Source organism: Bradyrhizobium sp. SBR1B (assembly GCF_014198205.1).
Classification (GTDB): domain Bacteria; phylum Pseudomonadota; class Alphaproteobacteria; order Rhizobiales; family Xanthobacteraceae; genus Bradyrhizobium.
This window is the reverse complement of record NZ_JACIHC010000002.1, coordinates 209,240-230,306: the sequence shown is the minus strand read 5'-3', so window position 1 is coordinate 230,306 and position 21,067 is coordinate 209,240. Positions and strand designations below refer to the sequence as shown.

The following is a 21,067-nucleotide window of genomic DNA, read 5'->3' as shown; positions in this document are numbered from 1 at the left end:
TACACATCGTTAGCAATTGCGGCGCCAGGCGCTGCAATTTTGCAACGCTTCTCATCCGTGCGCGCGAGCAGTCAGGAAAAATCAACCTTAAAAATTAGGGTTAAGTGGCGCTTAAACATTTGCTGGCATCGTCCGCTCCGTGAGTTTCCAGAACGTGAGGCCTGCGTATTTGCCTCACCGGCCAAAAGGACGAAGCCAATGCGTAGCGTTAAGTCTCTCCTTGCCGCGGGTGCGGCAACCCTGATCTCGTCGATGGCGTTCGCTGCCGATATGCCGATCGCGGCGCCCCCTCCCATGTACGCGCCGCCGGCTCCGCCCGCGGACTTCGGCGGCTGGTATCTGCGCGGCGACATCGGCATGACCAACCAGAGCGCCAAGCGCATCGATAGCGCCCTGCCGGCCGGCTATTCCAAGACGACGGAGGGGCTCGGCTTCGACTCGGCGGGGCTGTTCGATCTCGGCGTCGGCTATCGCTTCAACAACTGGTTCCGCGCCGACGTGATCGGCCAGTATCGTGGCAAATCCAATCTGCACGGCAGCGACAACGTCGTTGGACCCGGCTTCGTCGGCGTCAACAACTACAGCGGCAGCAAGTCCGAGTGGGTCGTGATGGCCAACGCCTATGTCGACCTCGGCACCTGGTGGTGCATCACCCCGTTCATCGGCGCCGGTGTCGGCGGCTCCTACAACAAGATCAGCGGCTTCCGCGACGACGGCGTGTCCTACAACCCGCTGCTCAACAACAGCGTTGCCTACTTCGCCGATAACGGAAAGTGGAACCTCGCCTGGGCCGCTCACGCCGGTCTCGCCTACAAGGTCAATCCCGGATTCACCGTCGAACTGGCCTACAGCTACATGAACCTCGGCGACGCCGCGCCCGGCAATTACCGCTTGTTCGACAACAGCGCCTCCGGCCCGACCTCGATCAAGGTCAAGGAGCTCACCTCGCACGACATCAAGCTCGGCGTGCGCTGGGATCTCAGCAGCCCGCCGGTCTACGCGCCGCCGCTCGTCACCAAGGGCTGATCGATACTTCGATCGGTTAGGACTTCTTAACGGCGCGGGATTCATCCCGCGCCGTTTTGCTTTGCGTATTTTTCATGGCGAGTAGCGATGAAGGCGGCGGGCGCAACCATTGGTTAAGGTTAACGAGCCATGATCACGATGACAGTTCGAGTTCGATGGAGCGTTGCGATGCGTGGCCTTTTGTTGGCGGCGGCGATGTTGGGGACGGTGTCTGCCGCGCATGCGGCCGATATGCCCGATCTTCCCATCCTGCGCGGCAGCTTCACGGACGGTCTCACCCGGTCCAGCGTCAACTGGCAAGGCTCCTATATCGGAGCCCAGGCCGGTTATGGTTCGTCCGACGAGAACTTCAACGGCTCGACCAGCAACATGATGGCTGCCCTGTTGGCGGATACGTTGATCGAGAGCTCGATGGGCGTGTCTCAGTGGAATCTCGGACTGGGCAAGGCCTCGCAGCGCACCACCGGTTACGGCGCCTTCGTCGGATACAATGCGCAATGGGACGACGTCGTCCTCGGTCTCGAAGTGAGCTGGCTGCACGGCAGGTTCGGAGGATCGTCGTCGGCCAGCGAACGGCGCGTCAGCCCCACTGCACTGTCCGACGGCAATTTCCATGATGTCACGGCGACGTCGACCTCTTCGATCAGCATCAGCGACATCGGGACGTTCCGCGGTCGCGCCGCCTACGCATGGGGATGCTTCCTGCCCTACATGTTTGCGGGGCTCGCGCTCGGTAATGCCGACATCGTTCGCACCGTCAGCGTGCAGGACCGCGTGAGCGCGACCCAGCTCGGGGTCTACACGCCGCTGGCGCCGTTGACCTCGACCGATGCCCAGCACAATCACCTGATCTACGGCTACACCGCCGGTCTCGGCGTCGACGTCAATCTGGTCGGCGGCTTGTTCATGCGCGCGGAGTACGAATATATTCGCTTCACTTCCCAGGTCGACACCAGCATCAACACCGTCCGCGCCGGTCTCGGCTACAAGTTCTGACGGGACCGCGCTGCGCCGCGGTTGACAGCTCGCTTGCGTCCTGATGCTCTGTCGCTCCAAAGCGGGGCGGCAGCGATGAAGATCTACGGCGACAGCAATTCCGGCAATTGCCTGAAGGTGAAGTGGGTCTGCGACAAGCTTGCATTGCCCTACCAGTGGATCGAGATCGATACGCGCAAGGGCGAGACGCGCACGCCGCAATTCCTTGAGATGAACGGCGCCGGCCAGGTGCCCACCGTCGCATTCGACGACGGCCGCACGCTGGCGCAGTCCAATGCCATCATCCGCTATCTCGCCCGCGACAGCGCGCTCGTTCCGCGCGACGCCTTCATTGCGGCCAAGATGGACGAATGGCTGTTCTGGGAACAGTACAGCCACGAGCCCTATATCGCGGTGTGCCGCTTCCTCCTCGTTTATCTCGGCAAGGATGCATCCGCGCTCGACCCCGAAAAGGTCAAGCGCGGCTATGCGGCGCTCGACCGCATGGAGCAGCATCTTTCGGCCGGCCGCTTCTTCGCCGGTGAAGAGGTTTCGCTCGCCGACGTCTCGCTGCTCGCCTATACCCGCGTGGCGCATGAAGGCGGCTTCGATCTCGGCCGCTATGCCGCCCTCCGCCGCTGGATCGGCGAGGTCGAAGCGTTTCTCGGCCTCCCGCCGGCGCGCTGAGGTTGGAGTTGTCTGACATGAACGCCGAATCCGTCTCCATTCGCCGCGCGCGCCGCGACGACGTTCCTGCGATCGTGGCGATGCTCGCCGACGATCATCTCGGCCGCGCGCGCGAGCGCGTCGAGGATCCGTTGCCTGCCGCCTATTACGATGCCTTCGCGCGGGTCGAGCGCGATCCGAACCTCACGCTCGTGGTTGCCGAGAGCGAGGGCAGGGTGGTCGGCTGCCTGCAACTCGCGATCCTGCCGGGCATCAGCTCGCAAGGCGGCGTGCGCGGCCTGCTGGAAGACGTTCGCGTTGCTTCGGATTGTCGCAGCCGCGGCATCGGCGAGCGGCTGGTGCAATGGGCGATCGCGGAAGCGAAAGCGCGCGGCTGCGGTCTGGTCGAGTTGCTGACGCATGCGAGCCGCGTCGATGCGCAGCGTTTCTACAAGCGGCTCGGGTTCGCAGCGAGTCACGTCGGTATGACTGTCCGCTTTTGAGGCAGCTCTTCGCGAGCCTTGCGCGATCAGCGAATTCGGATCGCGCGTTTGTTCATATTAACAGCTGATAAACTACCCAGCCGTCGTTCACGTTGATCCGGGAACGAACGGTGCTACGGCAGCTTCAGACACCGGGCTCTGTCGGTTCGGGGATTTCGATGACAAGCTATTCAATGATCAAGGTCGGCAACGATTACGTCGTGCAGGCCAATGACAAGTGCATTTTGAAAGTCGGCAGCCGCCGCAGAGCCGCGCAATTGATCAGCGAGGCCACGGACTTGCTGAATGCGCTCGCGGTCGTTGAATCCCCTGATATCGCACCGGAAGCACCATCACGCCGCCGTGAGACGCCGGAACTTCCTTGACGACTCTTCCTGTTTCCCGTATCAGCCGCGGCGGGACACCTCCCCCCAACGGGAGGCTGACTATCTGGAAGGGTAGATATGATGACTGTAGCGAAGCCCGCTTCGCGGCCGAACGTGCCGCATTTCTCCTCCGGCCCCTGCGCCAAGCGCCCCGGCTGGAACGCCCAAAATCTCAAGGACGCAGCACTCGGCCGGTCGCATCGCGCGAAGGTCGGCAAGACCAAGCTCAAGCTCGCGATCGATCTGACGCGCGAAGTGCTCGAAGTGCCCGCCGACTATCGCATCGGCATCGTGCCCGCCTCCGATACCGGCGCAGTCGAGATGGCGCTCTGGTCGCTGCTCGGTGCGCGGCCCGTCACCACGCTCGCCTGGGAATCCTTCGGCGAAGGTTGGGTCAGCGATATCGTCAAGGAATTGAAGCTCAAGGACGTCACCAAGCTCAACGCAGCCTATGGTGAGATCCCCGACCTCTCCAAGGTCGATCCCAAGAGCGACGTTGTCTTCACCTGGAACGGCACCACGTCAGGTGTGCGCGTGCCTGATGCCAACTGGATCAGCGCGACCCGCGAAGGCCTGACCATCTGCGACGCCACCTCGGCCGCGTTTGCGCAGCCGCTGGACTGGGCCAAGCTCGATGTCGTCACCTTCTCCTGGCAGAAGGCGCTCGGCGGCGAGGCCGCGCACGGCATGCTGATCCTGTCGCCCCGTGCGGTGGAACGGCTGGAAACCTACAAGCCGGCCTGGCCGCTGCCGAAGATCTTCCGCATGACCAAGGGCGGCAAGATCAACGAAGGCATCTTCGTCGGCGAGACCATCAACACGCCGTCGATGCTTTGCGTCGAGGATTATCTCGATGCGCTGAACTGGGCCAAGTCGATCGGCGGCCTCAAGGCGCTGATCGCGCGTGCCGACGCCAACACCAAGGTGCTCGCCGACTGGAAGGCGAAGACGCCGTGGATCGACTTCCTCGCCAAGGACGCCGCGATCCGCTCCAACACTTCGGTGTGCCTGAAGTTCACCGATCCCGCCATCACCTCGCTGTCCGAGGACGCGCAAGCCGAGTTCTCCAAGAAGCTGGTGGCGCTGGTGGAGAAGGAAGGCGCCGGCTACGACTTCGCGTATTATCGCGATGCGCCGGCTGGCCTGCGCATCTGGTGCGGCGCCACCGTCGAGGCCAAGGACGTCGAGCTGCTGACGCAGTGGATCGACTGGGCTTTTGCCGAGACCAAGGCCACGCTCGCCAAGGCGGCCTGAGTTCTGACCCTCCCCTGGAGGGGGAGGGTCGACGTACCGTCAGGTGCGGCGGGGTGGGGTGATCTCTCCACACGGCGCACTGGCGAATTTCGAATTCGCAGCTTCACCCCACCCCGGCGCTTCGCGCCGACCCTCCCCCCTCCAGGGGAGGGTGTGAAGGACACATCCCATGACCAAACCCAAAGTTCTCATTTCCGACGCGCTCTCGCCCGCTGCCGTGCAGATCTTCAAAGATCGCGGCGTCGAGGTCGACTTCCAGCCCAATCTCGGCAAGGACAAGGACAAGCTGGCCGAGATCATCGGCAATTACGACGGCCTTGCGATCCGCTCCGCGACGAAGGCGACCGCAAAGATCCTCGACAAGGCGACCAACCTCAAGGTGATCGGCCGCGCCGGCATCGGCGTCGACAATGTGGAGATCCCCGCCGCCACGGCCAAGGGCATCATCGTGATGAACACGCCGTTCGGCAATTCGATCACGACCGCCGAGCATGCCGTCACCCTGATGCTGGCGCTCGCGCGCGAAATCCCGCAGGCCGACGCCTCGACCCAGGCCGGCAAGTGGGAGAAGAACCGCTTCATGGGCGTCGAGATCACCGGCAAGGTGCTGGGCGTCGTCGGCTGCGGCAACATCGGCTCGATCGTCGCCGACCGCGCGCTCGGCCTGCGCATGAAGGTGATCGCGTTCGATCCGTTCCTGTCGCCGGAGCGCGCCAAGGACATCGGCGTCGAGAAGGTCGAGCTCGACGACCTGCTCAAGCGCGCCGATTTCATCACGCTGCACACGCCGCTGACCGAGAAGACGAAGAACATCATCGACGCTGCCGCAATCGCCAAGATGAAGAAGGGCGTGCGCCTGATCAACTGCGCGCGCGGCGGTCTCGTCGACGAGCAGGCGGTGGTCGATGCACTCAATTCCAAGCACATCGCCGGCGCCGCGTTCGACGTTTTCGTCGAGGAGCCCGCGAACGCCAACGTGCTGTTCGGCCATCCCAACGTGATCTGCACGCCGCATCTCGGCGCCTCCACCACCGAAGCGCAGGAGAATGTCGCGCTGCAGGTCGCCGAGCAGATGTCGGATTACCTGCTCACCGGCGCGATCTCGAACGCGGTCAACTTCCCCTCGATCACGGCGGAAGAAGCGCCGAAGCTGAAGCCGTTCATCTCGCTCGCCGAGAAGCTCGGCTCGTTCGCCGGCCAGCTCACCGAGACCGGCATCCTCAAGGTCGAGATCACCTATGAGGGCCACGTCGCCGAGATGAAGATCAAGGCGATCACCTCCGCCGTGCTGTCGGGCCTGCTGCGGCCGATGCTGGGCGAGGTCAACGTGGTGTCCGCCCCCGTCGTCGCCAAGGAGCGCGGCATGGTGGTGGACGAGATCGTGCGCGCCGCCCAGAGCGACTATGAGAGCCTGATCACCGTGACGGTCGCGACCGAACGCCAGGAGCGCTCGGTCTCCGGCACCGTCTATCACGACGGCAAGCCGCGCCTGGTCGACATCAAGGGCATCCGCGTCGACGCCGAGTTCGGCAAGTCGATGATCTATGTCACCAACGAGGACAAGCCGGGCTTCATCGGCAGCTTCGCTGGCCTGCTGGGCGACGCCAAGATCAACATCGCGACCTTCCATCTCGGCCGCGTCGAGCAGGGCGGCGACGCTATCGCGCTGGTCGAGGTCGATGGCGCGGTCCCGGCGGACGTGCTCGCCAAGGTGCAGGCCCTGCCGCAGGTCAAGCAGGTCAAGGCGCTGACGTTCTGAGACGCTGACATATTCCGACCCGCGGAACAACGCCGCCTCCGTCACGGGAGGCGGCGTTTTTATTTTCCGCAGCCTTCAAACTTTGTGTACCAATGGCGCCAGGACAACTCGTTCAAAGAGCGCTCCGTTCAAAATCGCTCGACAAGGGAGAAACACATGCGTGAAGCCGTCATCGTTTCCTATGCGCGCACGGGCCTCGCAAAATCCGGCCGCGGCGGGTTCAACATCACGCCGCCGATGTCGCTCGCGGCGCACGCCATCCAGCACGCGGTGAAGCGCGCCGGCGTCGACAAGGACTATGTCGAGGACTGCTATCTCGGCAATTGCGCCCATGGCGCGCCCAACATCGGCCGCCAGGCCGCGCTGCTGGCCGGCCTGCCGAAGACCACCGCCGGCGTCTCGGTGAACCGGTTCTGCTCCTCGGGACTGCAGACCATCGCGATGGCCGCCAACTCGATCCGCTCGGACGGCGCCGACTGCATCGTCGCCGGCGGGGTCGAGAGCATCTCGATGCCGGGCGGCGGCACGCCGAAGGAATCGATCGATCCTGAATTGCTCAAGGTCGCGCCCGACATCTTCATGGCGATGATCGACACCGCCGACATCGTCGCCGAGCGCTACAAGCTCAGCCGCGAATATCAGGACGAGTTCTCGCTGGAATCGCAGCGCCGCATGGCGGCGTCGCAGCAGGCGGGCAAGTACAAGGACGAGATCGTCCCGATGAAGACCAAGATGAAGGTCGTCGACAAGGCCACCAAGGCCGAGACCATCGTCGACTACGTCGTCGATCGCGACGAGTGCAACCGGCCCGAGACCACGATGGAAGGTCTCGCCAAGCTCGAGCCGGTGAAGGGCCCCGGCAAGTTCGTCACTGCCGGCAATGCCAGCCAGCTCTCGGACGGCGCCGCCGCCGTGGTGCTGATGGAAGCCAAGGACGCCGAGAAGCGCGGCCTCAAGCCGCTCGGCCGCTTCGTCGCCTGGGCGACCGCGGGCTGCGAGCCCGACGAAATGGGCATCGGCCCGGTGTTCGCAATTCCGAAGCTGCTCAAGCGCACCGGCCTCAAGGTCGACGACATCGATCTCTGGGAGCTCAACGAAGCCTTCGCCAGCCAGTGCCTGTACTGCCGCGACCAGCTCGGCATCGATCCCGCCAAGTACAACGTCAACGGCGGCTCGATCGCGATCGGCCATCCCTTCGGCATGACCGGCGCCCGTCTCACCGGCCACCTGCTGCAGGAAGGCGCGCGCCGCAAGGCGAAGTGGGGTGTGGTGACGATGTGCATCGGCGGCGGCCAGGGCGGCGCCGGCCTGTTCGAGATCTACAGCTGAGCCGATCCGCAACCAACGGCTTGAAGGGAAGGAAGCACGGCGCGTACGAGCGCCGTGTTTTTTTGTGCACTTCACCGTGCATAAACGCCATCGAGACCTATCCTGTGACGTGTATCGTGCATAAGTACGTAGTCATACGTGTCCGCAAATTAACGGAAGTTTCCGCGCATTGAGGCTTCATTAATCGCATCAGCCACAACCAATTTTGAAATCAAAGATGCGATTATTCTCCCTGCGGCTCACCCACAAGATCACTGCAATCGGCGTCATCGGCGTCGCTGGTGTCGTCCTGATCGGCGGCATTCACCTCTATGGTGAGCGCGCGATGGCGGTCTATCGCAACGCCGCCGAGGAGGCGCGCACCGTCTTCGAGCTCAACAACAGGATCGCGGTCGAACTGCTCGAGGCGCGCCGGGCCGAAAAGGATTTCCTTCTACGCAGCGATCCGGCCAGAGCCGAGCGCCAGGTCGAGATCAGCCGGCAGGCGGCGCTCGACATCGAGACGCTTCGCGGCAGGATCTCTGTCGTCGGCAAGCCCGAGCTGGCGCAAAAGATCGACGCGATGAATGCATCGCTGAAGACCTACCAAGCGCGCTTTACCGCGGTGGTCGAGGAGCGGCAGCGGCTCGGCCTCGACGAGAAATCCGGCCTGGAGGGGCGCCTGCGCGCGTCGGTCCACGGTATCGAGAGCCAGGTCGACCAGCTTCAGGACTCCTCTCTCAAGGTGATCATGCTGATGATGCGCCGGCATGAGAAGGACTTCATGCTCCGTCGCGACGCGCGATATGGCGATGACATCAAGAAGCGTGCGGCTGAATTCTCCGCCAACCTGAACGCCGCAACCATTCCCGACAATTCGAAGGCCGAGCTTCGCCAAAAGCTCGCCGATTACCAGCGCGACTTCTCCGCGTGGATGGAGACCGCGTTGAAGCTCGCGGCCGAGCTGAAGGCGATGTCCGAAGCGTTCTCCGCGGTCGAGCCCGTCATCGAGCAGGTCTCGAAGTCGGTCGACCAGATCCGTGTCGAGGCCGACCGGCTGAACGAGGCCGAACGTGCCAACATCCAGTTCTGGATCGCGGTCGCGATCGCGCTGATCGCATCCGGCGTGCTCGGCCTCGGCATCTTCATCGGCCGCTCGGTTTCCAAGCCGCTGTCGGCCATGCGCGCGGCGATGATCGAGCTCGCCAACGGAAATTTCGCCATCGTGCTCCCCGGGCTCGGCCGTCCCGACGAGATCGGCGAGATCGCGCAGGCCGTCGAGACGTTCAAGGTCAATGCCGAGCGCAAGGCGCAGGAAGAGGCGGAAGAGAAGATCAGGCAGGACAAGCTCGCCGCCGAGCGCCGTCGCGCCGACATGATCAGGATGGCCGACGATTTCGAAGGCGCGATCGGCGAGATCGTCGAGACCGTGTCGTCTGCCGCCAACGAGCTCGAGGCGTCGGCGACCTCGCTGACCACCACCGCCAGCCGCTCGACCGAGCTTGCCACGCTGGTCGAGGCGGCCTCCGAAGAGGCCGCGACCAACGTGCAGTCGGTGGCCTCCGCAGCGGAGGAGCTGACCGCCTCCGTCCACGAGATCAGCCGCCAGGTGCAGGCCTCCGCACGCATGGCCGGCGAAGCCGTCAGCCAGGCCGGGCAGACCAACGACCGCGTCAGCGAATTGTCGAAGGCGGCCGCGCGCATCGGAGACGTGGTCGAGCTCATCAGCGCCATCGCGGGCCAGACCAATTTGCTGGCGCTGAATGCCACCATCGAGGCCGCGCGTGCCGGCGAAGCCGGGCGCGGCTTTGCAGTGGTGGCTTCGGAGGTGAAGGCGCTGGCCGAGCAGACCGCGAAGGCCACCGGCGATATCGGTCAGCAGATTTCCAGCATCCAGGTTGCGACCGAGGATTCGGTCGGCGCCATCAAGACCATCGGCGGCACCATCGAGCGGCTGTCCGAGATATCGTCCACCATCGCCGCGGCCGTGGAAGAGCAGGGCGCCGCGACCGGCGAGATCTCGCGCAACGTCCAGAATGCGGCCGCCGGCACCACGCAGGTGAGCGCCAACATCAGCAGCGTCAGGCAGGGCGCGACCGAGACGGGATCTGCCTCCGCGCAGGTGCTGTCCGCGGCGCAGTCGCTGTCGAACGACAGCAGCCGGCTGAAGATCGAAGTCAGCAGGTTCTTGGACACCGTGCGCGCGGCGTGATGCCTCCGTGTCGTCAGCCCCGGACAAGCCCGGGCATGACGAGCTTGTGGTCGTGACTGCTAAGCCCCCGCCACCACCGGTGCGAACACCACTTCGATCAGCGTGCCGGAATTCCCCGCGCTCTTGATGTTGAAGCGGGCGCGATTGGCTTCGACCAGGGCCTTGGTCAGCGACAGGCTCAGCGCCGAATTGTCCGCGGCGTCCCCGGGCGGCGGGGTGCGGAACGGCTCCATCGCGGCGGCGACTTCGCGCTCGGAGAGGCCATGGCCGGTGTCGCGGATGCGCAGGCAAATCTCGCCGCGGTCGGACAGCGCGGTCGAGACGATGACCTGGCCGCCGGCGCTGGCGAGCCTGATCGAGTTCGAGATCAGGTTCATGGTGATCTGCCGCATCGCGCGCGCGTCAGCCGTGACCTGCGGCAGCGCATGCGCGAGCGAGGTGCGGATGATGATGCGCTCGCGATTGGCCTGCGGCTGCATCACCGTCACGCAGGCTTCGACGAGGTCGTTGAGGCTGAGGTTGGCGAAGTTGAGATCGAGCTTGCCGGTTTCGATCCGCGACAGCTCCAGCAGATCGTCGATGATCGCGATGACGCGCTCGCCGGAGGCGCGGATATCCTTCATGTATTCGCCGTAACGCTCGTTGCCGAGCGTGCCGAAGCGTTCGGAGATCATCACCTCGGCAAAGCCGATGATGGCGTTGAGCGGCGTGCGGATCTCGTGGCTGATCCGCGCCAGCATGTCGGCCTTGGCGTTGGCCGCGCTGTGGACGAGGTGGCGGGCCTGCGTCAGCTCGCTCTCGCCCCTCTTGCTCTGCGAGAGATCGCGGAACACGGCGAAGAAGTTCGGGCCGTCCGGCCGCGTGCGGCCCATGATCATCGCGAGCGGAATGACGCCGCCCTTCTTCTCGCGTCCGAGCACCTCGCGGCCGTGGTCCAGCAGGCTCGAAATGTCCTGGCTCTTGAGGCTTTCGAGATAGTCGGCGACGATCTGCCGGCTCTCCGGCGCGAACAGCGTCGCCAGATTCTGCTCGAGCAGGTCGGTGCCGTCATAGCCGAACAGCGCCTCGGCGCTGCGGTTGCAGGCGTGGATGTTGCCTTCGGCATCGAACATGACGATGCCCTCGGCGGTGGTGTCGAGGATCGCGGCGAGATCCTCCGCATCGGCATCGCCGGCCGCGGATTCGAGCTCGGGCGCGTAGGGGAAGGATTCGGCGACGATGGGCTCCACGACGACGGTCTCGGCGATCGAAGCCGCGACGCTGGGCGCCGGCGGCAGCGCGCAGATCAACGCATGCGCGCTCTCGCCGTCCCAGTCGATCGTGTGCAGATGAGCCTCGGTGGTCGCAAGCGGCGCTTCACCGTTCGCGAGCGTCGCGCTGATCGTGACAGGCGTGCCGGCTTGCGAGGTGCTGCTGGCCGAGGACACGCCGGGCTCGACATAGAGCGCATCGAGCCCGCCGGCACTCTCCAGCGCGTTGATGCCGTCATAGCCCATGCGCGCGAGGAAGGCGGGGTTGGCGTAGAGCAGGCGGTCGAGCCGGTAGATCAGGATGCCGGTCGGCAACAGGTCGAGCAGGGTGCGGTCGCGCGCGCTGGCGCCGCGTGGCGGCGGCGCGGGCTCGCTCAGCCATTCGGCCGCAGCTTGCGGCGATGAGGGCTCCGGCGCCGACGGCTCGGTGAGGGTCTCCGCCACGGGCTCGGAAGCTTCTGCCGCGATCGTCTCGCGCTCGCGTTCGAGCCGTTCGGACAATTGCCGGGCGAGCTCGTTGAACGCGCTATTCTCGACCGGCGTCAGCGTCGGCGATCTCTGATCACTGGGTGATCTGACATCGCCGTGCGGGCGGAACGGCACGACATTCGGAGGGGTTTCGACTGGCGTTTCCACTGACGTTTCCGGATCGGTTGGGTGTGAATTCGCGTCGCTGGTGGGTTCGGGCAGTTCAGGTTCGGATGCTGGCTCGGGCTCGGCTGCGGGCGGCTCGATCGGCGGAGGCGGCGCCTCCGCGACCGGCTCGGCCTCGGGCTCCGGCGCGACCAGTTCGGCAGACGGGCCGTGCTGCGCCGGCGGTTCGGTCACCGTCTCGAAGCGCCTCAGCGCTGCGAGACGATTGAGGCCGTCGAGATCGCGGCAGACGCCAAAGCCCTTGAAGCCGGCAAAGTTGCGCTCGCGGTCGTAGACCGGCAGGCCCGCGAGCTCGACCGGCAGATGCTCGCCGCCGTCAGCCGGCCAGTTCACGGTGATCCCGGCCCAGGTGTCGTGGCGCGCAAGCGCCTCCGCGACGCGCCCCTCAGGATCAAGCGAGAATTCCGCGGCGATCTCGCGCCAAGGGCGGCCGAAGCCGGCGGCGGTGCGCGCGCCGATCAGGCGGATGAATTCGTCGGAGAGAAGCACAAAGCGGCCCTCCGCATCCATCTGCCAGAGGAAGCGCAGCGGATGCTGACGCGGTGCGGGCGGCTCTTGGCCCGACGAATCCCGGCCAGACGATTGCTGGCCCGACGGCGGCTCGACCATGCCGGGAGTGATCGGCACAGCCTGCGGCGACACGATGGCTTGATGCGGGTTTTCAACCGGAGTCTTTGGCGCGATGTCGGCGCCCTGGTCCGGGGTTTCGTGAGCTGGTTCTCGAACAGGCTGTTCGGCCGTGTCCTCGACCCCCGTCGAGTCCTGCGGTTCAGGCGCCATTGTCTCGGTCGCTGTGCACGCCTCGACCGGCTCGGCGAACGCATCGAACAACGAGATCCCGGCCGATCCGTCCTGCGACGGTGGCGGCTCGCACGGCATGGCCGCGGCCTGCTGCGCAGGTTCAACCGGCGCTTCGTTTGCGGTTTCCGCCGTGCTCGCGGGCACGGAAGCTGCGGGTGCTGCTTGCGTGGCGGGCTCGATCAGCGCGACCAGGCCGACATCGGCGCCGCTGCCGACCCGTTGCAGCACCATCTGGCCGATGCCGATCGGCGTTTCGACGCGGCCCGCGCGAAGCGCATCGCTGCGCGCTTGCTCGAGGCCGGCCTCGCCGAGATCGCGAAAGCCGAGCAGGGAGCGGGCGGCCTCGCTGGCGCCGACGAACAGGCCGTCGGGCGCGAACGCCGCCATCGGCATCTTCGCGCCCTCGACCAGCCGATGCAGCCGCTCGACCAGCGGCATGGTGCGCAAGGTCGGGTCCATCGCGGTGACGAGCACGGCGTGTCCGCCATCGGCAAAGTCGAGCCGGGCGCAGGCGCAGGTCATCAGCGTGCCGAGCCGGGCGCCGAAGCCGCGCAGCCGTTCGAGCCGCACGGTGCCGTTCGCCGGCAGCTGCCGGGCGAGCCGGGCGACCTGGCGGCGATGGCCGTCCGCCGGGCCAAAAATCCGCTCCGCCAGCGCTGCGCCGTTCGCCGCGCCGAACAGCTTTGCGCCGACCGGATTGGCCCACAGCACGCGCGCGCCGTCGGTGGACCACAGCCAGGTCGCGAGCGGCGAGGTCGCATGCACGGCCAGCCGGGGATCGCCCACACCTCGCAACTGGAAATCCGAACTCGTCATCCGACCGGCTGTGTCTCGCGCTTGAAGCTGGCGGCTGCCGGGAATGACAGCCTTAAGAAAGGGTTAGTATCGCCCGCGCCCGCGGGCAGGTCCACGGCCCCGGTCCCCGGCGGCGGCCCTAAGCCGCGATAACCTTAATCAGCCCGAACCCGCAAGCCGCCGCCCGGTTCATCCAAGGGATTCGAAGGGAAGCTGATCGTCGGCCGGCGTGACCTGACTCGGTATGCACGTCGAGAAAGGTGCATTCCCTCCCCCCTTGTGGGGGAGGGTTAGGGAGAGGGGTAGCCCAGCAAGCGATGTCAGTTGGGGTGACGTGCCGAGAGCAGGGTGCGCGACGGAAAGAATCCCCGTGCGGCACCCCCTCCCTGCCCCTCCCCCACAAGGGGGGAGGGAACGGAAAGAGCGGAGCCTGCGGGCAGACTCACGCCACCACCCCCTTACCTCAACCCCCGGTTCCCCGAACCCGGAACCTCGCCCTAACCTAGATTAAATTATCGCGGCGCACCCTGCCTCCGCATTGCGCTGCACAATGTTGACATGATAGGCAGCCATAATCTTGGGCGCTGGGCGAGCCATCTCGTTTGTTTCGCGTTTCCAGTCTTTCGTACCCGCTCAATGTGTGACGGCCCAGACCGGGGGCCGGCGGGCGCGCCAGAAGGCTCACTCCATTTTTCATTATCGTGAGGGACAACCATGACAGGTGCGACTGATCCGTTTTCTGCCTCGATCATTCCGTTCGAGGTGCCCGAGCAGATGCGTGCGTTCGCCGAAAAGGGCGTGTCGCAGGCCCGTGAGAGCTACGCCAAGTTCAAGGACGCCGCCGAAACCCACAACGGCACCGTCGAGGCCGTGTTCACCTCCGCCAGCAAGGGCGCGAGCGAATACACCGCCAAGCTGGTGGAATTCATGAAGGCCAACAGCAACGCCCAGCTGGACTTCGCCCAGCAGCTGTTCGGCCTGAAGTCGCCGGCCGAAGCGATGGAGCTGTGGACCGGCCACACCCGCACCCAGCTCGAGACCTTCCAGTCTCAGGCCAAGGAGCTGGTCGAGCTGACCCAGCGCGTCGCCGCCGAGACCGCCGAGCCGATCAAGGCCAGCGCCTCGAAGTTCTACAAGCCCGCCGCCTGATCCGGCAGGTTGGTTTGAATTTGAGAAACCCGGGCCGAAAGGCCCGGGTTTTTTCTTCGCCTCTCCCGCTCTTGTCCGCCGAAGCCTTGGCGAAGGCGGATGCGGGAGAGGCCGGCGCCGGGCGATACGAAGCATCGTCGGGCGACGGGTTGAGGGTTGTCTCCGCCCGGGGAGTGCCGCCATAAGCGGCAGAGGCAGCGCAGCACCTGGATGGCCGTGATCAAGCCCGATTTCCTCGCACCGAACGTGATTTCAGCCGGTTTTTCGTCGCTCTGCGGCCTTGCCAAACCGGGCCGTTGCACCTAGTTTCCGCCCCGTCCAGCCCCCTAGGTCGACGGCCTTTTCAGGTAGCCCCGAGGGCGGCTCGCCAGGATGCAGTTGTAGCTCAGTTGGTTAGAGCGCCTGTCTGTGGAACAGGAGGTCGGTGGTTCGAGCCCACCCAACTGTACCAGCGGGGTCAATATTTGAGATCAAAACAAAGAAATCAGCAGAATTCGCTTGAGGCGATAAAGCGGCATCAAGCAGGCAAATCGCTATTCCTGATGTGTGCAGGGATGCCGACGATGTTAGCGATTTTTCGCCAGATCCTGCGAAAGCCGTACTGCGACCATGGTCGGGCCGACGCCTCGTAAATGACAACAGGACCAGCAGATGGCTTCCCGCCATAGAAGACAATGGCGTGCGCCAATTCCTCCATAACCATTGGGAAGACCTTTAGATCGTGCTGAGTCACTCGTGATCGCTTGGTGGTCATACGCAGAATAAGTTCTTCATCAATCTGCTCCCATCGAAGACCTCTTATCCACTTACCGTATTTGGGATGTGAAACATCGGATGGATCAGCCTCATCATTCGGCACCCATTCTCCAAGCACTTCTTTTTGGGTAAGGCGCAGCTCAAATTGAAGAGCTTGCGCGAGCGCAATGGAGAAATAACCGATTTCCCGAGCTTTGTTCCGGAGCGCGGTGGCTTGATCTGCGGTCATCCTTGAGATGCGTGGAGTGGAGCTAGCTTGAACGCGAGCGAGGCTTAGGACTTCGAAAAGACGCGCGCACTCTCTATCTTCCAGTATCGTCGCGCCAAATCGAAACACCGCGCTTAGGCGTCCCGTTAGTGCGGAGGCCATCGCGGCCTTGCCATTAGCTACCCAATCGCGCTGCCAAGCAACCAATGTGCGGGCACGAACGTCCCTCAGCCGGTACTCTCCTTTCTCTGCGGCGATGCGCGCTAACATTCGACGATGCCTCACGCGGACCTCATGTTTCAGCTCATGGAAAGATGAGTCTGGATCGATTTGGTATTCCGTAATCAAAGTCCCGAGCGTCAAGCTCATCGGTTAACCTATCCGTTCACAAAGTAGGTCCCAAAAATAATTATCACGATCGCTATTGTGCCGACGATACCGAGAACGCCCTCGGCTTTTATCGTCGACCCGAAAATTTGGATTTCCATTCTCTGTCGTTGTTGCACGGCGACTCTCCCTTGGATCAGACCTAACCCTTGTGCTCGATCTCCGGGAGAAGGCAATCGAGTGCCTTCGAAAAATCCTAATACCTCGCAATCTCATGCACTTAAGACACTGCGCGGTAGGTTATCGCTCTATGCGAAAGAGCGACAACCTGCATTTTTCCAAATTGCTTTGCCTTTAAGTTCAAGCGCCACCAGCATAATTTCTGAGCGGTGCTGATTGTACTGTCTGCTGATCAGCAACTGATGACTGACATCCACTGAGCAGCTCTAAGAAATTCAAAGACTTAGACAGGCTGTCGCTCTTTACCATGGAGCGATAACCTGAAGAGAAAGTGCGACTAGATGGGAAGCGAGCCGCCGCCGAGACGCGGGACAAGGGAGCGGCGGCTCGCTTTGCCTGCCGGGATTACGGTGACAGTGCACTAAACTCCTAATCCCGCGCATGCGTGCCATCAGAGTACTGGCGAAAGCCAATCTTGTGCGCGGTCACCGTAGCTCCTCGGTTCGCAATGCGATATCGGTAGCGAGCCAAAGATATTCATGGACAAGCAAGCCAGGCAAAAAAGATCGTGAGTTTCTTCGAACGTCTCAAGACAGAAGCATCCGTTGAGTGGCGGGCCTACACCGAACATCCCTTCACGAACGGATTGGCAGACGGCTCGCTCCCCGAAGCGGCGTTTCGTCACTACCTCGTCCAGGATTACCTGTTCCTCATCGAGTTTGCTCGCGCCTACGCGCTGGCGGTCTACAAGTCGCCCAGGCTTGCCGACATGCGTGAGGCAGCGGCCGGCCTTTCGGCCATCCTCGATGTCGAGATGAACCTGCATGTGAAGCTCTGTGCCGATTGGGGCCTATCCCCGGCCGATCTTGAACAGGCCCCTCCGGCGGCCGAGATGCTGGCCTATACACGCTATGTGTTAGATGCGGGAATGCGCGGCGATCTGCTGGCACTCAAGGTGGCGCTTGCTCCCTGTGTGATCGGGTACGCGGAGATCGCAACGCGGCTCGCCTCGCGACCCCATGCGGATGCCGCGACCAACGCCTATCGCGTCTGGATCGCGGAGTACGCCGGCGTGCCGTACCAGGAGGTCGCTGCCAAAGCCCGTGCGCACCTCGACCATCTCGCCGATCTCTACGCCACGCCGGCCCGCGAGGCCGAGCTGACTGCGATCTTCAAGGAAGCCACCCGGCTCGAGGCAGACTTCTGGGAGATGGCCTGGCGCGAGGGCCAGCGTGTTGCCGAATTACGGTAACAGTGCGCGAAACTCCTGCGGACTCGCATCCCGCCTCACGCGATCATCGCCTTGATCTGCGCAGTATCCGCAAACTCGATCAGCTCGGCGATCTTGCCATCCTGATGAACAGGTCCAGGATCTCGGTGCTGAAAGTCTTTCCGCTCGGATTGTATCGAACGACAACCCGGGAAAGCGCGACGTCGAGCCTGCATGCCTATCCGGCGCGAGGGCCGCGGTCGTCTAATTCAGACGGGTGCAATTTGCCTCACTTCCGTGCGCCCGCCGTCGACCAAGGCTTCGGATCTTCTCTCGGTGGTGGTCCATTGAGTTGGAGCTCCCAGGACTCGAATGGCGGACTCACTTGGAACCCGCGGTCGCAATAGCTCCGGATCCATTGGGCGGCACGGTGCTCCGCATACTTCGCGTTAACGGGCATACCCTGCTGATCAAACTCGATGACGTTCGCAAAGATCGCATAGGCCTGCTCCATCAAGCTCGGCTCTGCTAACATTACCTGGCGATATTCGATCCCTTCGAGAAGAGGATGCCCGACGGAGCCAGCAGCAATCCAATAGCTGAAGCTACGTAACGCTCCCGAGAAGGCGGCGCTTAGCTTTGAAGGATGATTCATGTTCGAACACCATAAAGTAGCAAGTGAGCCAAGCTCCGCCGTCGACACCGTATTTCTAGCTGCTTCACGTCCGGGGCAACATCCCGAAATCAGCCAACATCGACAACCTCTGGGAGCCTGAGAAAATGATCTCAGCCGAATACTGCCGACTTATGGCCCGCTACAACACTTGGCAGAACGCCTCTTTGGTAACGGCCGCCGACGAGCTTACCAACGAGGATCGCTGGAAGGATCGAGGTGCGTTCTTCCGGTCGATCGCAGCTACATTGAACCATCTTTATTGGGCTGATGCCCTGATACTGGAGCGATTAAAGGGGAACGAGCGTCCAGAGGAAACCATCAAGCCCTCCCTCACGGATCCCACAGATTGGGAGGCCTTCAAGGCGCTCCGCTTGCAACGGAACGCGGAAATCGAAGCGTGGTCAGCGCGATTGGTCGATGCGGACCTGAACGGGATGCTTGTTTGGTATCCGGGGGACGGTTCAACTCGGATCGAGAAGCCAAAGACGCTCGTTGCTGTTCAACTCTTCAATCACCAGACCCACCATCGAGGTCAGGTCCATGCGATGCTGACGGCAGCGGGTGCAGAACCAGAGCCGACGGACCTTCATCTTCTGGCGTAGCTCGTGCGACGCTCCAATCCATCTCATCGCATGTCAGGCGATCATCGCCTTGATCTGCGCCGTGTCCGCAAACTCGATCAGCTCGGCGATCTTGCCGTCCTGAAATCTGAACAGATCCAGGATCTCGGTGCTGAAAGTCTTTCCGCTCGGATTGTATCGAACGACAACCCGGGAATGGACTGCGACGCGATCCCCGTCGACCAGCTCAGTCAGGATCTCGCGGCTTTCGAAGCCGAAGTTGGCAGTGAACTGAGTGAAAGCCCCGCGCAGGGTCGGATGCCCCTCCATGCGTCCCGTCAGTTCCAGCGCGCCCTTGTCGCCCATCAAGGTGAAGTGGCCCTCGGGATGAAAAGCCGTCACCAGGCCTTCGACGTCGCCCTCGCCGCGCGCGGCGTAGGCGGTCCTGATCAATGCGAGCATCTCTTCGCGCTGTGCCATGTCACCCTCCCTGCAACACGTATCAGGGCAGCCTAGCGACCTTCGCGTGTAAAGGCAAAATCATTGGGACCGTGTTGCGCGTGCTCAGCGCGCCACCACCCACACCACCACCGGCAACGTCACTGCCGCCAGCAGCGTCCCCAGCGCCACCGCGCCCGAGACCGGGTTCACCAGCCGCTGATACTGCACCGCGAAGATGTAGGCGTTGGCGCCGGTCGGCATCGCCGCGAACAGCACGACGACGCCGGCAGCGATCGGCGGCAGGTCGAGCAGCTTGGCCAGCACGAATGCAGCCGCCGGCATCGCCGCTAGCTTCAGCGCGCACATCACCAGGATGCTCAGCTTCTCGCCCTTCACCTCGAAGCGAAACAGGTTGATGCCGAGCGCGATCAGCGCGGTCGGCGAGCCCGCCTGCGCCAGCAGCTCGATGGTGCGGTCGACGACGGGGGTGAGGCCGAGGCCGGTGAAACGCCAGATCACGCCAAAGCCGATCGCCAGCATCAGCGGATTGCGGGCGAGATCCGTGAGCACGGGCCAGATCACCGACAGCGCCGAGCCGGTCCGCTTGCGGTTGACCAGCTCCATCTGCAGGATGCCGCAGAGCCAGAGCAGCGGCGTGTTCACCGACAGGATCAGCGCCATCGGGCCTGCGGCCTCATTGCCGAGCGCCGAGAGCGTCAGGGGAATGCCGAGCATCACGATGTTGCCGTAGACCGAGCCGATCGCGAACACGACGCCGTCCTCGCGATCTTCGCGCCGCGCGCGCAGCAGCGCCGAGATCGCCAGCGCCGCGATCCAGATGACGGCCAGCGCGCCGTAATAGGCGCCCCACATCCGGTAGGGGCTGACGTCTGGGAATTCCGACACGACGATGGTGCGGAACAGCAGCGCCGGGATCGCGATGCTGAAGGCGAACTCGGAGATGCCCTTGTGCGCGCTCTCCGAGACGAAGCGAAACAGCACCGCGGCATAGCCGGACGCGATCAGCGCAAACACCGGCGCGACGATCAGCAATGTGGCCATGCGCCGCTACGACCCCAGCTCGATGATCCGGCGCGCCATCCGCACATTGGCATAGTCGATCATCTTGCCGTCCAGCGTCACCGCGCCCTGTCCTTTCGCCTCCGCCTGCTCCATGGCGTCGACGATCCGCCGCGCCTGGGCCAGCTCCTGCTCCGACGGCATGAACGCGCGCAGCGTCGGCTCGATCTGGTCGGGATGGATGACCTGCTTGCCGTCGAACCCCATCGCCGCGGCCTTTTGCGCGCTGCTTTCGGTCAGCCTGGCATCGCGGAACGCGCCGCAGGGGCCGTCGATGGCGTGAAGGCCGTGCGCGCGGGCGGCCACGAGGACGCGCATCATCGGATAGGCAAACAGGTCGAGCGGGGCGGAGGCATAGCCGCTTTGCGCCGATCCCACGTGACGATAGCCGTCCGGCGACACGCCGATGTCGGAGGAGCGGGCGCCGATCGACGCCGCGAAATCGCCGACGCCGAGATGCAGCACGGCGACGCTGGCGTGGCACGCAGCGAGCGTGTCGACATTGACGAGGCCGAGCGCGGTCTCGATCAGTAATTCCAGCGCGACCGGCGCGGGGCGATCGGGGTTAGCTGCCCGCAACTGCTCGGCAATGCCGGCGATGTCGCTGGCGCGCTCCGCCTTCGGCACGATCACCGCATCCAACCGCGGAAGTGCGACCAGCGCGCGGATCTCTTGCGCGATGAAGGGGCTGTCGACGGCGTTGATCCTCACCGTGACGCGCTTGTTGCCCCAGTCGAGCGAGGCGAGGGACTGGACAGCTTCCTCCAGCGCAAGGCCCTTCTCGGACGGCGGCACCGCGTCCTCGAGATCCATGAACACCGCATCCGCCGTTGAGGCCGCTGCCTTGGCGACAAGACGGGAGCGATGCGCGGGAACGGCGAGGTAGGCCCGCGTGGGCCGCAGCGAGACCAT

The 21,067-nt window shown here is 63.9% G+C and carries 18 protein-coding genes and 1 tRNA gene; 13 read left to right on the top strand and 6 right to left on the bottom strand.

What is annotated here, in order from left to right; genetic code table 11:
- Nucleotides 1-198 precede the first annotated feature (198 nt).
- From GGD61_RS05710 to GGD61_RS05670, 9 genes are all read left to right on the top strand, one after another.
- The gene (locus GGD61_RS05710) at nucleotides 199-1,026 is read left to right on the top strand and encodes an outer membrane protein (RefSeq protein WP_091958410.1); all 828 of its coding nucleotides are present in this window, start codon (nucleotides 199-201) and stop codon (nucleotides 1,024-1,026) included.
- A 168-nt stretch (nucleotides 1,027-1,194) separates the two neighbouring features.
- Nucleotides 1,195-2,022: an outer membrane protein gene (locus tag GGD61_RS05705; protein ID WP_018318284.1), complete on the top strand. Its 828-nt coding sequence runs from the start codon at nucleotides 1,195-1,197 to the stop codon at nucleotides 2,020-2,022.
- Nucleotides 2,023-2,097: 75 nt separating this feature from the next.
- Nucleotides 2,098-2,688 carry a glutathione S-transferase family protein gene (locus GGD61_RS05700; protein WP_092254995.1) on the top strand — a complete coding sequence of 197 codons (591 nt, stop codon included), beginning with the start codon at nucleotides 2,098-2,100 and terminating at the stop codon, nucleotides 2,686-2,688.
- Between the two features lie 17 nt (nucleotides 2,689-2,705).
- The gene (locus GGD61_RS05695) at nucleotides 2,706-3,170 is read left to right on the top strand and encodes a GNAT family N-acetyltransferase (protein WP_092254992.1); all 465 of its coding nucleotides are present in this window, start codon (nucleotides 2,706-2,708) and stop codon (nucleotides 3,168-3,170) included.
- 173 nt (nucleotides 3,171-3,343) lie between these two features.
- Entirely contained in the window at nucleotides 3,344-3,535 is a 192-nt protein-coding gene (locus tag GGD61_RS05690) for a hypothetical protein (RefSeq protein WP_240536301.1), read from the top strand.
- Between the two features lie 81 nt (nucleotides 3,536-3,616).
- Entirely contained in the window at nucleotides 3,617-4,789 is a 1,173-nt protein-coding gene (locus tag GGD61_RS05685) for a phosphoserine transaminase (RefSeq protein WP_092255895.1), read from the top strand.
- 169 nt (nucleotides 4,790-4,958) lie between these two features.
- Complete coding sequence (gene serA, locus GGD61_RS05680) at nucleotides 4,959-6,548, top strand: phosphoglycerate dehydrogenase (RefSeq protein ID WP_018318279.1); 1,590 nt, start codon at nucleotides 4,959-4,961, stop codon at nucleotides 6,546-6,548.
- A 156-nt stretch (nucleotides 6,549-6,704) separates the two neighbouring features.
- Nucleotides 6,705-7,877, top strand: coding sequence for an acetyl-CoA C-acyltransferase (locus GGD61_RS05675; RefSeq protein ID WP_092254990.1), 1,173 nt, complete (start codon nucleotides 6,705-6,707; stop codon nucleotides 7,875-7,877).
- Nucleotides 7,878-8,094: 217 nt separating this feature from the next.
- Nucleotides 8,095-10,068 (top strand): methyl-accepting chemotaxis protein, encoded by a 1,974-nt coding sequence (locus tag GGD61_RS05670; RefSeq protein WP_092254987.1) that lies wholly within the window; start codon nucleotides 8,095-8,097, stop codon nucleotides 10,066-10,068.
- A 59-nt stretch (nucleotides 10,069-10,127) separates the two neighbouring features.
- On the opposite strand, the gene GGD61_RS05665 is transcribed toward GGD61_RS05670, so the two are convergent.
- On the bottom strand, nucleotides 10,128-13,589 hold the full coding sequence (locus tag GGD61_RS05665; RefSeq protein WP_092254984.1) for a PAS domain S-box protein: 3,462 nt from the start codon (nucleotides 13,587-13,589) through the stop codon (nucleotides 10,128-10,130).
- A 693-nt stretch (nucleotides 13,590-14,282) separates the two neighbouring features.
- On the opposite strand from GGD61_RS05665, the gene GGD61_RS05660 reads away from it, so the two are divergent.
- Together GGD61_RS05660 and GGD61_RS05655 are read left to right on the top strand one after the other, a co-directional pair.
- Nucleotides 14,283-14,717, top strand: coding sequence for a phasin (locus GGD61_RS05660; protein WP_091958388.1), 435 nt, complete (start codon nucleotides 14,283-14,285; stop codon nucleotides 14,715-14,717).
- Between the two features lie 374 nt (nucleotides 14,718-15,091).
- Nucleotides 15,092-15,168, top strand: a tRNA-His gene (locus GGD61_RS05655).
- 66 nt (nucleotides 15,169-15,234) lie between these two features.
- On the opposite strand, the gene GGD61_RS05650 is transcribed toward GGD61_RS05655, so the two are convergent.
- The gene (locus tag GGD61_RS05650; protein ID WP_183230419.1) at nucleotides 15,235-16,050 is read right to left on the bottom strand and encodes a hypothetical protein; all 816 of its coding nucleotides are present in this window, start codon (nucleotides 16,048-16,050) and stop codon (nucleotides 15,235-15,237) included.
- 706 nt (nucleotides 16,051-16,756) lie between these two features.
- Here GGD61_RS05650 and tenA point away from each other — a divergent pair.
- Nucleotides 16,757-17,440: a thiaminase II gene (gene tenA, locus GGD61_RS05645; protein ID WP_018318272.1), complete on the top strand. Its 684-nt coding sequence runs from the start codon at nucleotides 16,757-16,759 to the stop codon at nucleotides 17,438-17,440.
- A 247-nt stretch (nucleotides 17,441-17,687) separates the two neighbouring features.
- On the opposite strand, the gene GGD61_RS05640 is transcribed toward tenA, so the two are convergent.
- Nucleotides 17,688-18,053: a hypothetical protein gene (locus tag GGD61_RS05640; RefSeq protein WP_092260583.1), complete on the bottom strand. Its 366-nt coding sequence runs from the start codon at nucleotides 18,051-18,053 to the stop codon at nucleotides 17,688-17,690.
- 125 nt (nucleotides 18,054-18,178) lie between these two features.
- On the opposite strand from GGD61_RS05640, the gene GGD61_RS05635 reads away from it, so the two are divergent.
- Nucleotides 18,179-18,676, top strand: coding sequence for a DinB family protein (locus GGD61_RS05635; protein ID WP_092260585.1), 498 nt, complete (start codon nucleotides 18,179-18,181; stop codon nucleotides 18,674-18,676).
- Between the two features lie 33 nt (nucleotides 18,677-18,709).
- On the opposite strand, the gene GGD61_RS05630 is transcribed toward GGD61_RS05635, so the two are convergent.
- The 3 genes from GGD61_RS05630 to GGD61_RS05620 form a co-directional block, all read right to left on the bottom strand.
- A complete protein-coding gene (locus tag GGD61_RS05630; protein ID WP_092260587.1) occupies nucleotides 18,710-19,114 on the bottom strand; it encodes a nuclear transport factor 2 family protein in 405 nt (134 codons plus the stop codon).
- Between the two features lie 84 nt (nucleotides 19,115-19,198).
- On the bottom strand, nucleotides 19,199-20,137 hold the full coding sequence (locus GGD61_RS05625; RefSeq protein ID WP_092260590.1) for an AEC family transporter: 939 nt from the start codon (nucleotides 20,135-20,137) through the stop codon (nucleotides 19,199-19,201).
- 6 nt (nucleotides 20,138-20,143) lie between these two features.
- Nucleotides 20,144-21,067, bottom strand: a complete 924-nt coding sequence (locus GGD61_RS05620) for a CoA ester lyase (protein WP_092260592.1) — start codon at nucleotides 21,065-21,067, stop codon at nucleotides 20,144-20,146.

Bases quoted from the DNA above. Each gene is read 5' to 3' on its own strand.
- GGD61_RS05710 (WP_091958410.1), top strand. From the start codon at position 199: ATGCGTAGCGTTAAGTCTCTCCTTGCCGCGGGTGCGGCAACCCTGATC.
- GGD61_RS05705 (WP_018318284.1), top strand. From the start codon at position 1,195: ATGCGTGGCCTTTTGTTGGCGGCGGCGATGTTGGGGACGGTGTCTGCC.
- GGD61_RS05700 (WP_092254995.1), top strand. From the start codon at position 2,098: ATGAAGATCTACGGCGACAGCAATTCCGGCAATTGCCTGAAGGTGAAG.
- GGD61_RS05695 (WP_092254992.1), top strand. From the start codon at position 2,706: ATGAACGCCGAATCCGTCTCCATTCGCCGCGCGCGCCGCGACGACGTT.
- GGD61_RS05690 (WP_240536301.1), top strand. From the start codon at position 3,344: ATGATCAAGGTCGGCAACGATTACGTCGTGCAGGCCAATGACAAGTGC.
- GGD61_RS05685 (WP_092255895.1), top strand. From the start codon at position 3,617: ATGACTGTAGCGAAGCCCGCTTCGCGGCCGAACGTGCCGCATTTCTCC.
- serA (WP_018318279.1), top strand. From the start codon at position 4,959: ATGACCAAACCCAAAGTTCTCATTTCCGACGCGCTCTCGCCCGCTGCC.
- GGD61_RS05675 (WP_092254990.1), top strand. From the start codon at position 6,705: ATGCGTGAAGCCGTCATCGTTTCCTATGCGCGCACGGGCCTCGCAAAA.
- GGD61_RS05670 (WP_092254987.1), top strand. From the start codon at position 8,095: ATGCGATTATTCTCCCTGCGGCTCACCCACAAGATCACTGCAATCGGC.
- GGD61_RS05665 (WP_092254984.1), bottom strand. From the start codon at position 13,589: ATGACGAGTTCGGATTTCCAGTTGCGAGGTGTGGGCGATCCCCGGCTG.
- GGD61_RS05660 (WP_091958388.1), top strand. From the start codon at position 14,283: ATGACAGGTGCGACTGATCCGTTTTCTGCCTCGATCATTCCGTTCGAG.
- GGD61_RS05650 (WP_183230419.1), bottom strand. From the start codon at position 16,050: ATGAGCTTGACGCTCGGGACTTTGATTACGGAATACCAAATCGATCCA.
- GGD61_RS05640 (WP_092260583.1), bottom strand. From the start codon at position 18,053: ATGAATCATCCTTCAAAGCTAAGCGCCGCCTTCTCGGGAGCGTTACGT.
- GGD61_RS05635 (WP_092260585.1), top strand. From the start codon at position 18,179: ATGATCTCAGCCGAATACTGCCGACTTATGGCCCGCTACAACACTTGG.
- GGD61_RS05630 (WP_092260587.1), bottom strand. From the start codon at position 19,114: ATGGCACAGCGCGAAGAGATGCTCGCATTGATCAGGACCGCCTACGCC.
- GGD61_RS05625 (WP_092260590.1), bottom strand. From the start codon at position 20,137: ATGGCCACATTGCTGATCGTCGCGCCGGTGTTTGCGCTGATCGCGTCC.
- GGD61_RS05620 (WP_092260592.1), bottom strand. From the start codon at position 21,067: ATGGTCTCGCTGCGGCCCACGCGGGCCTACCTCGCCGTTCCCGCGCAT.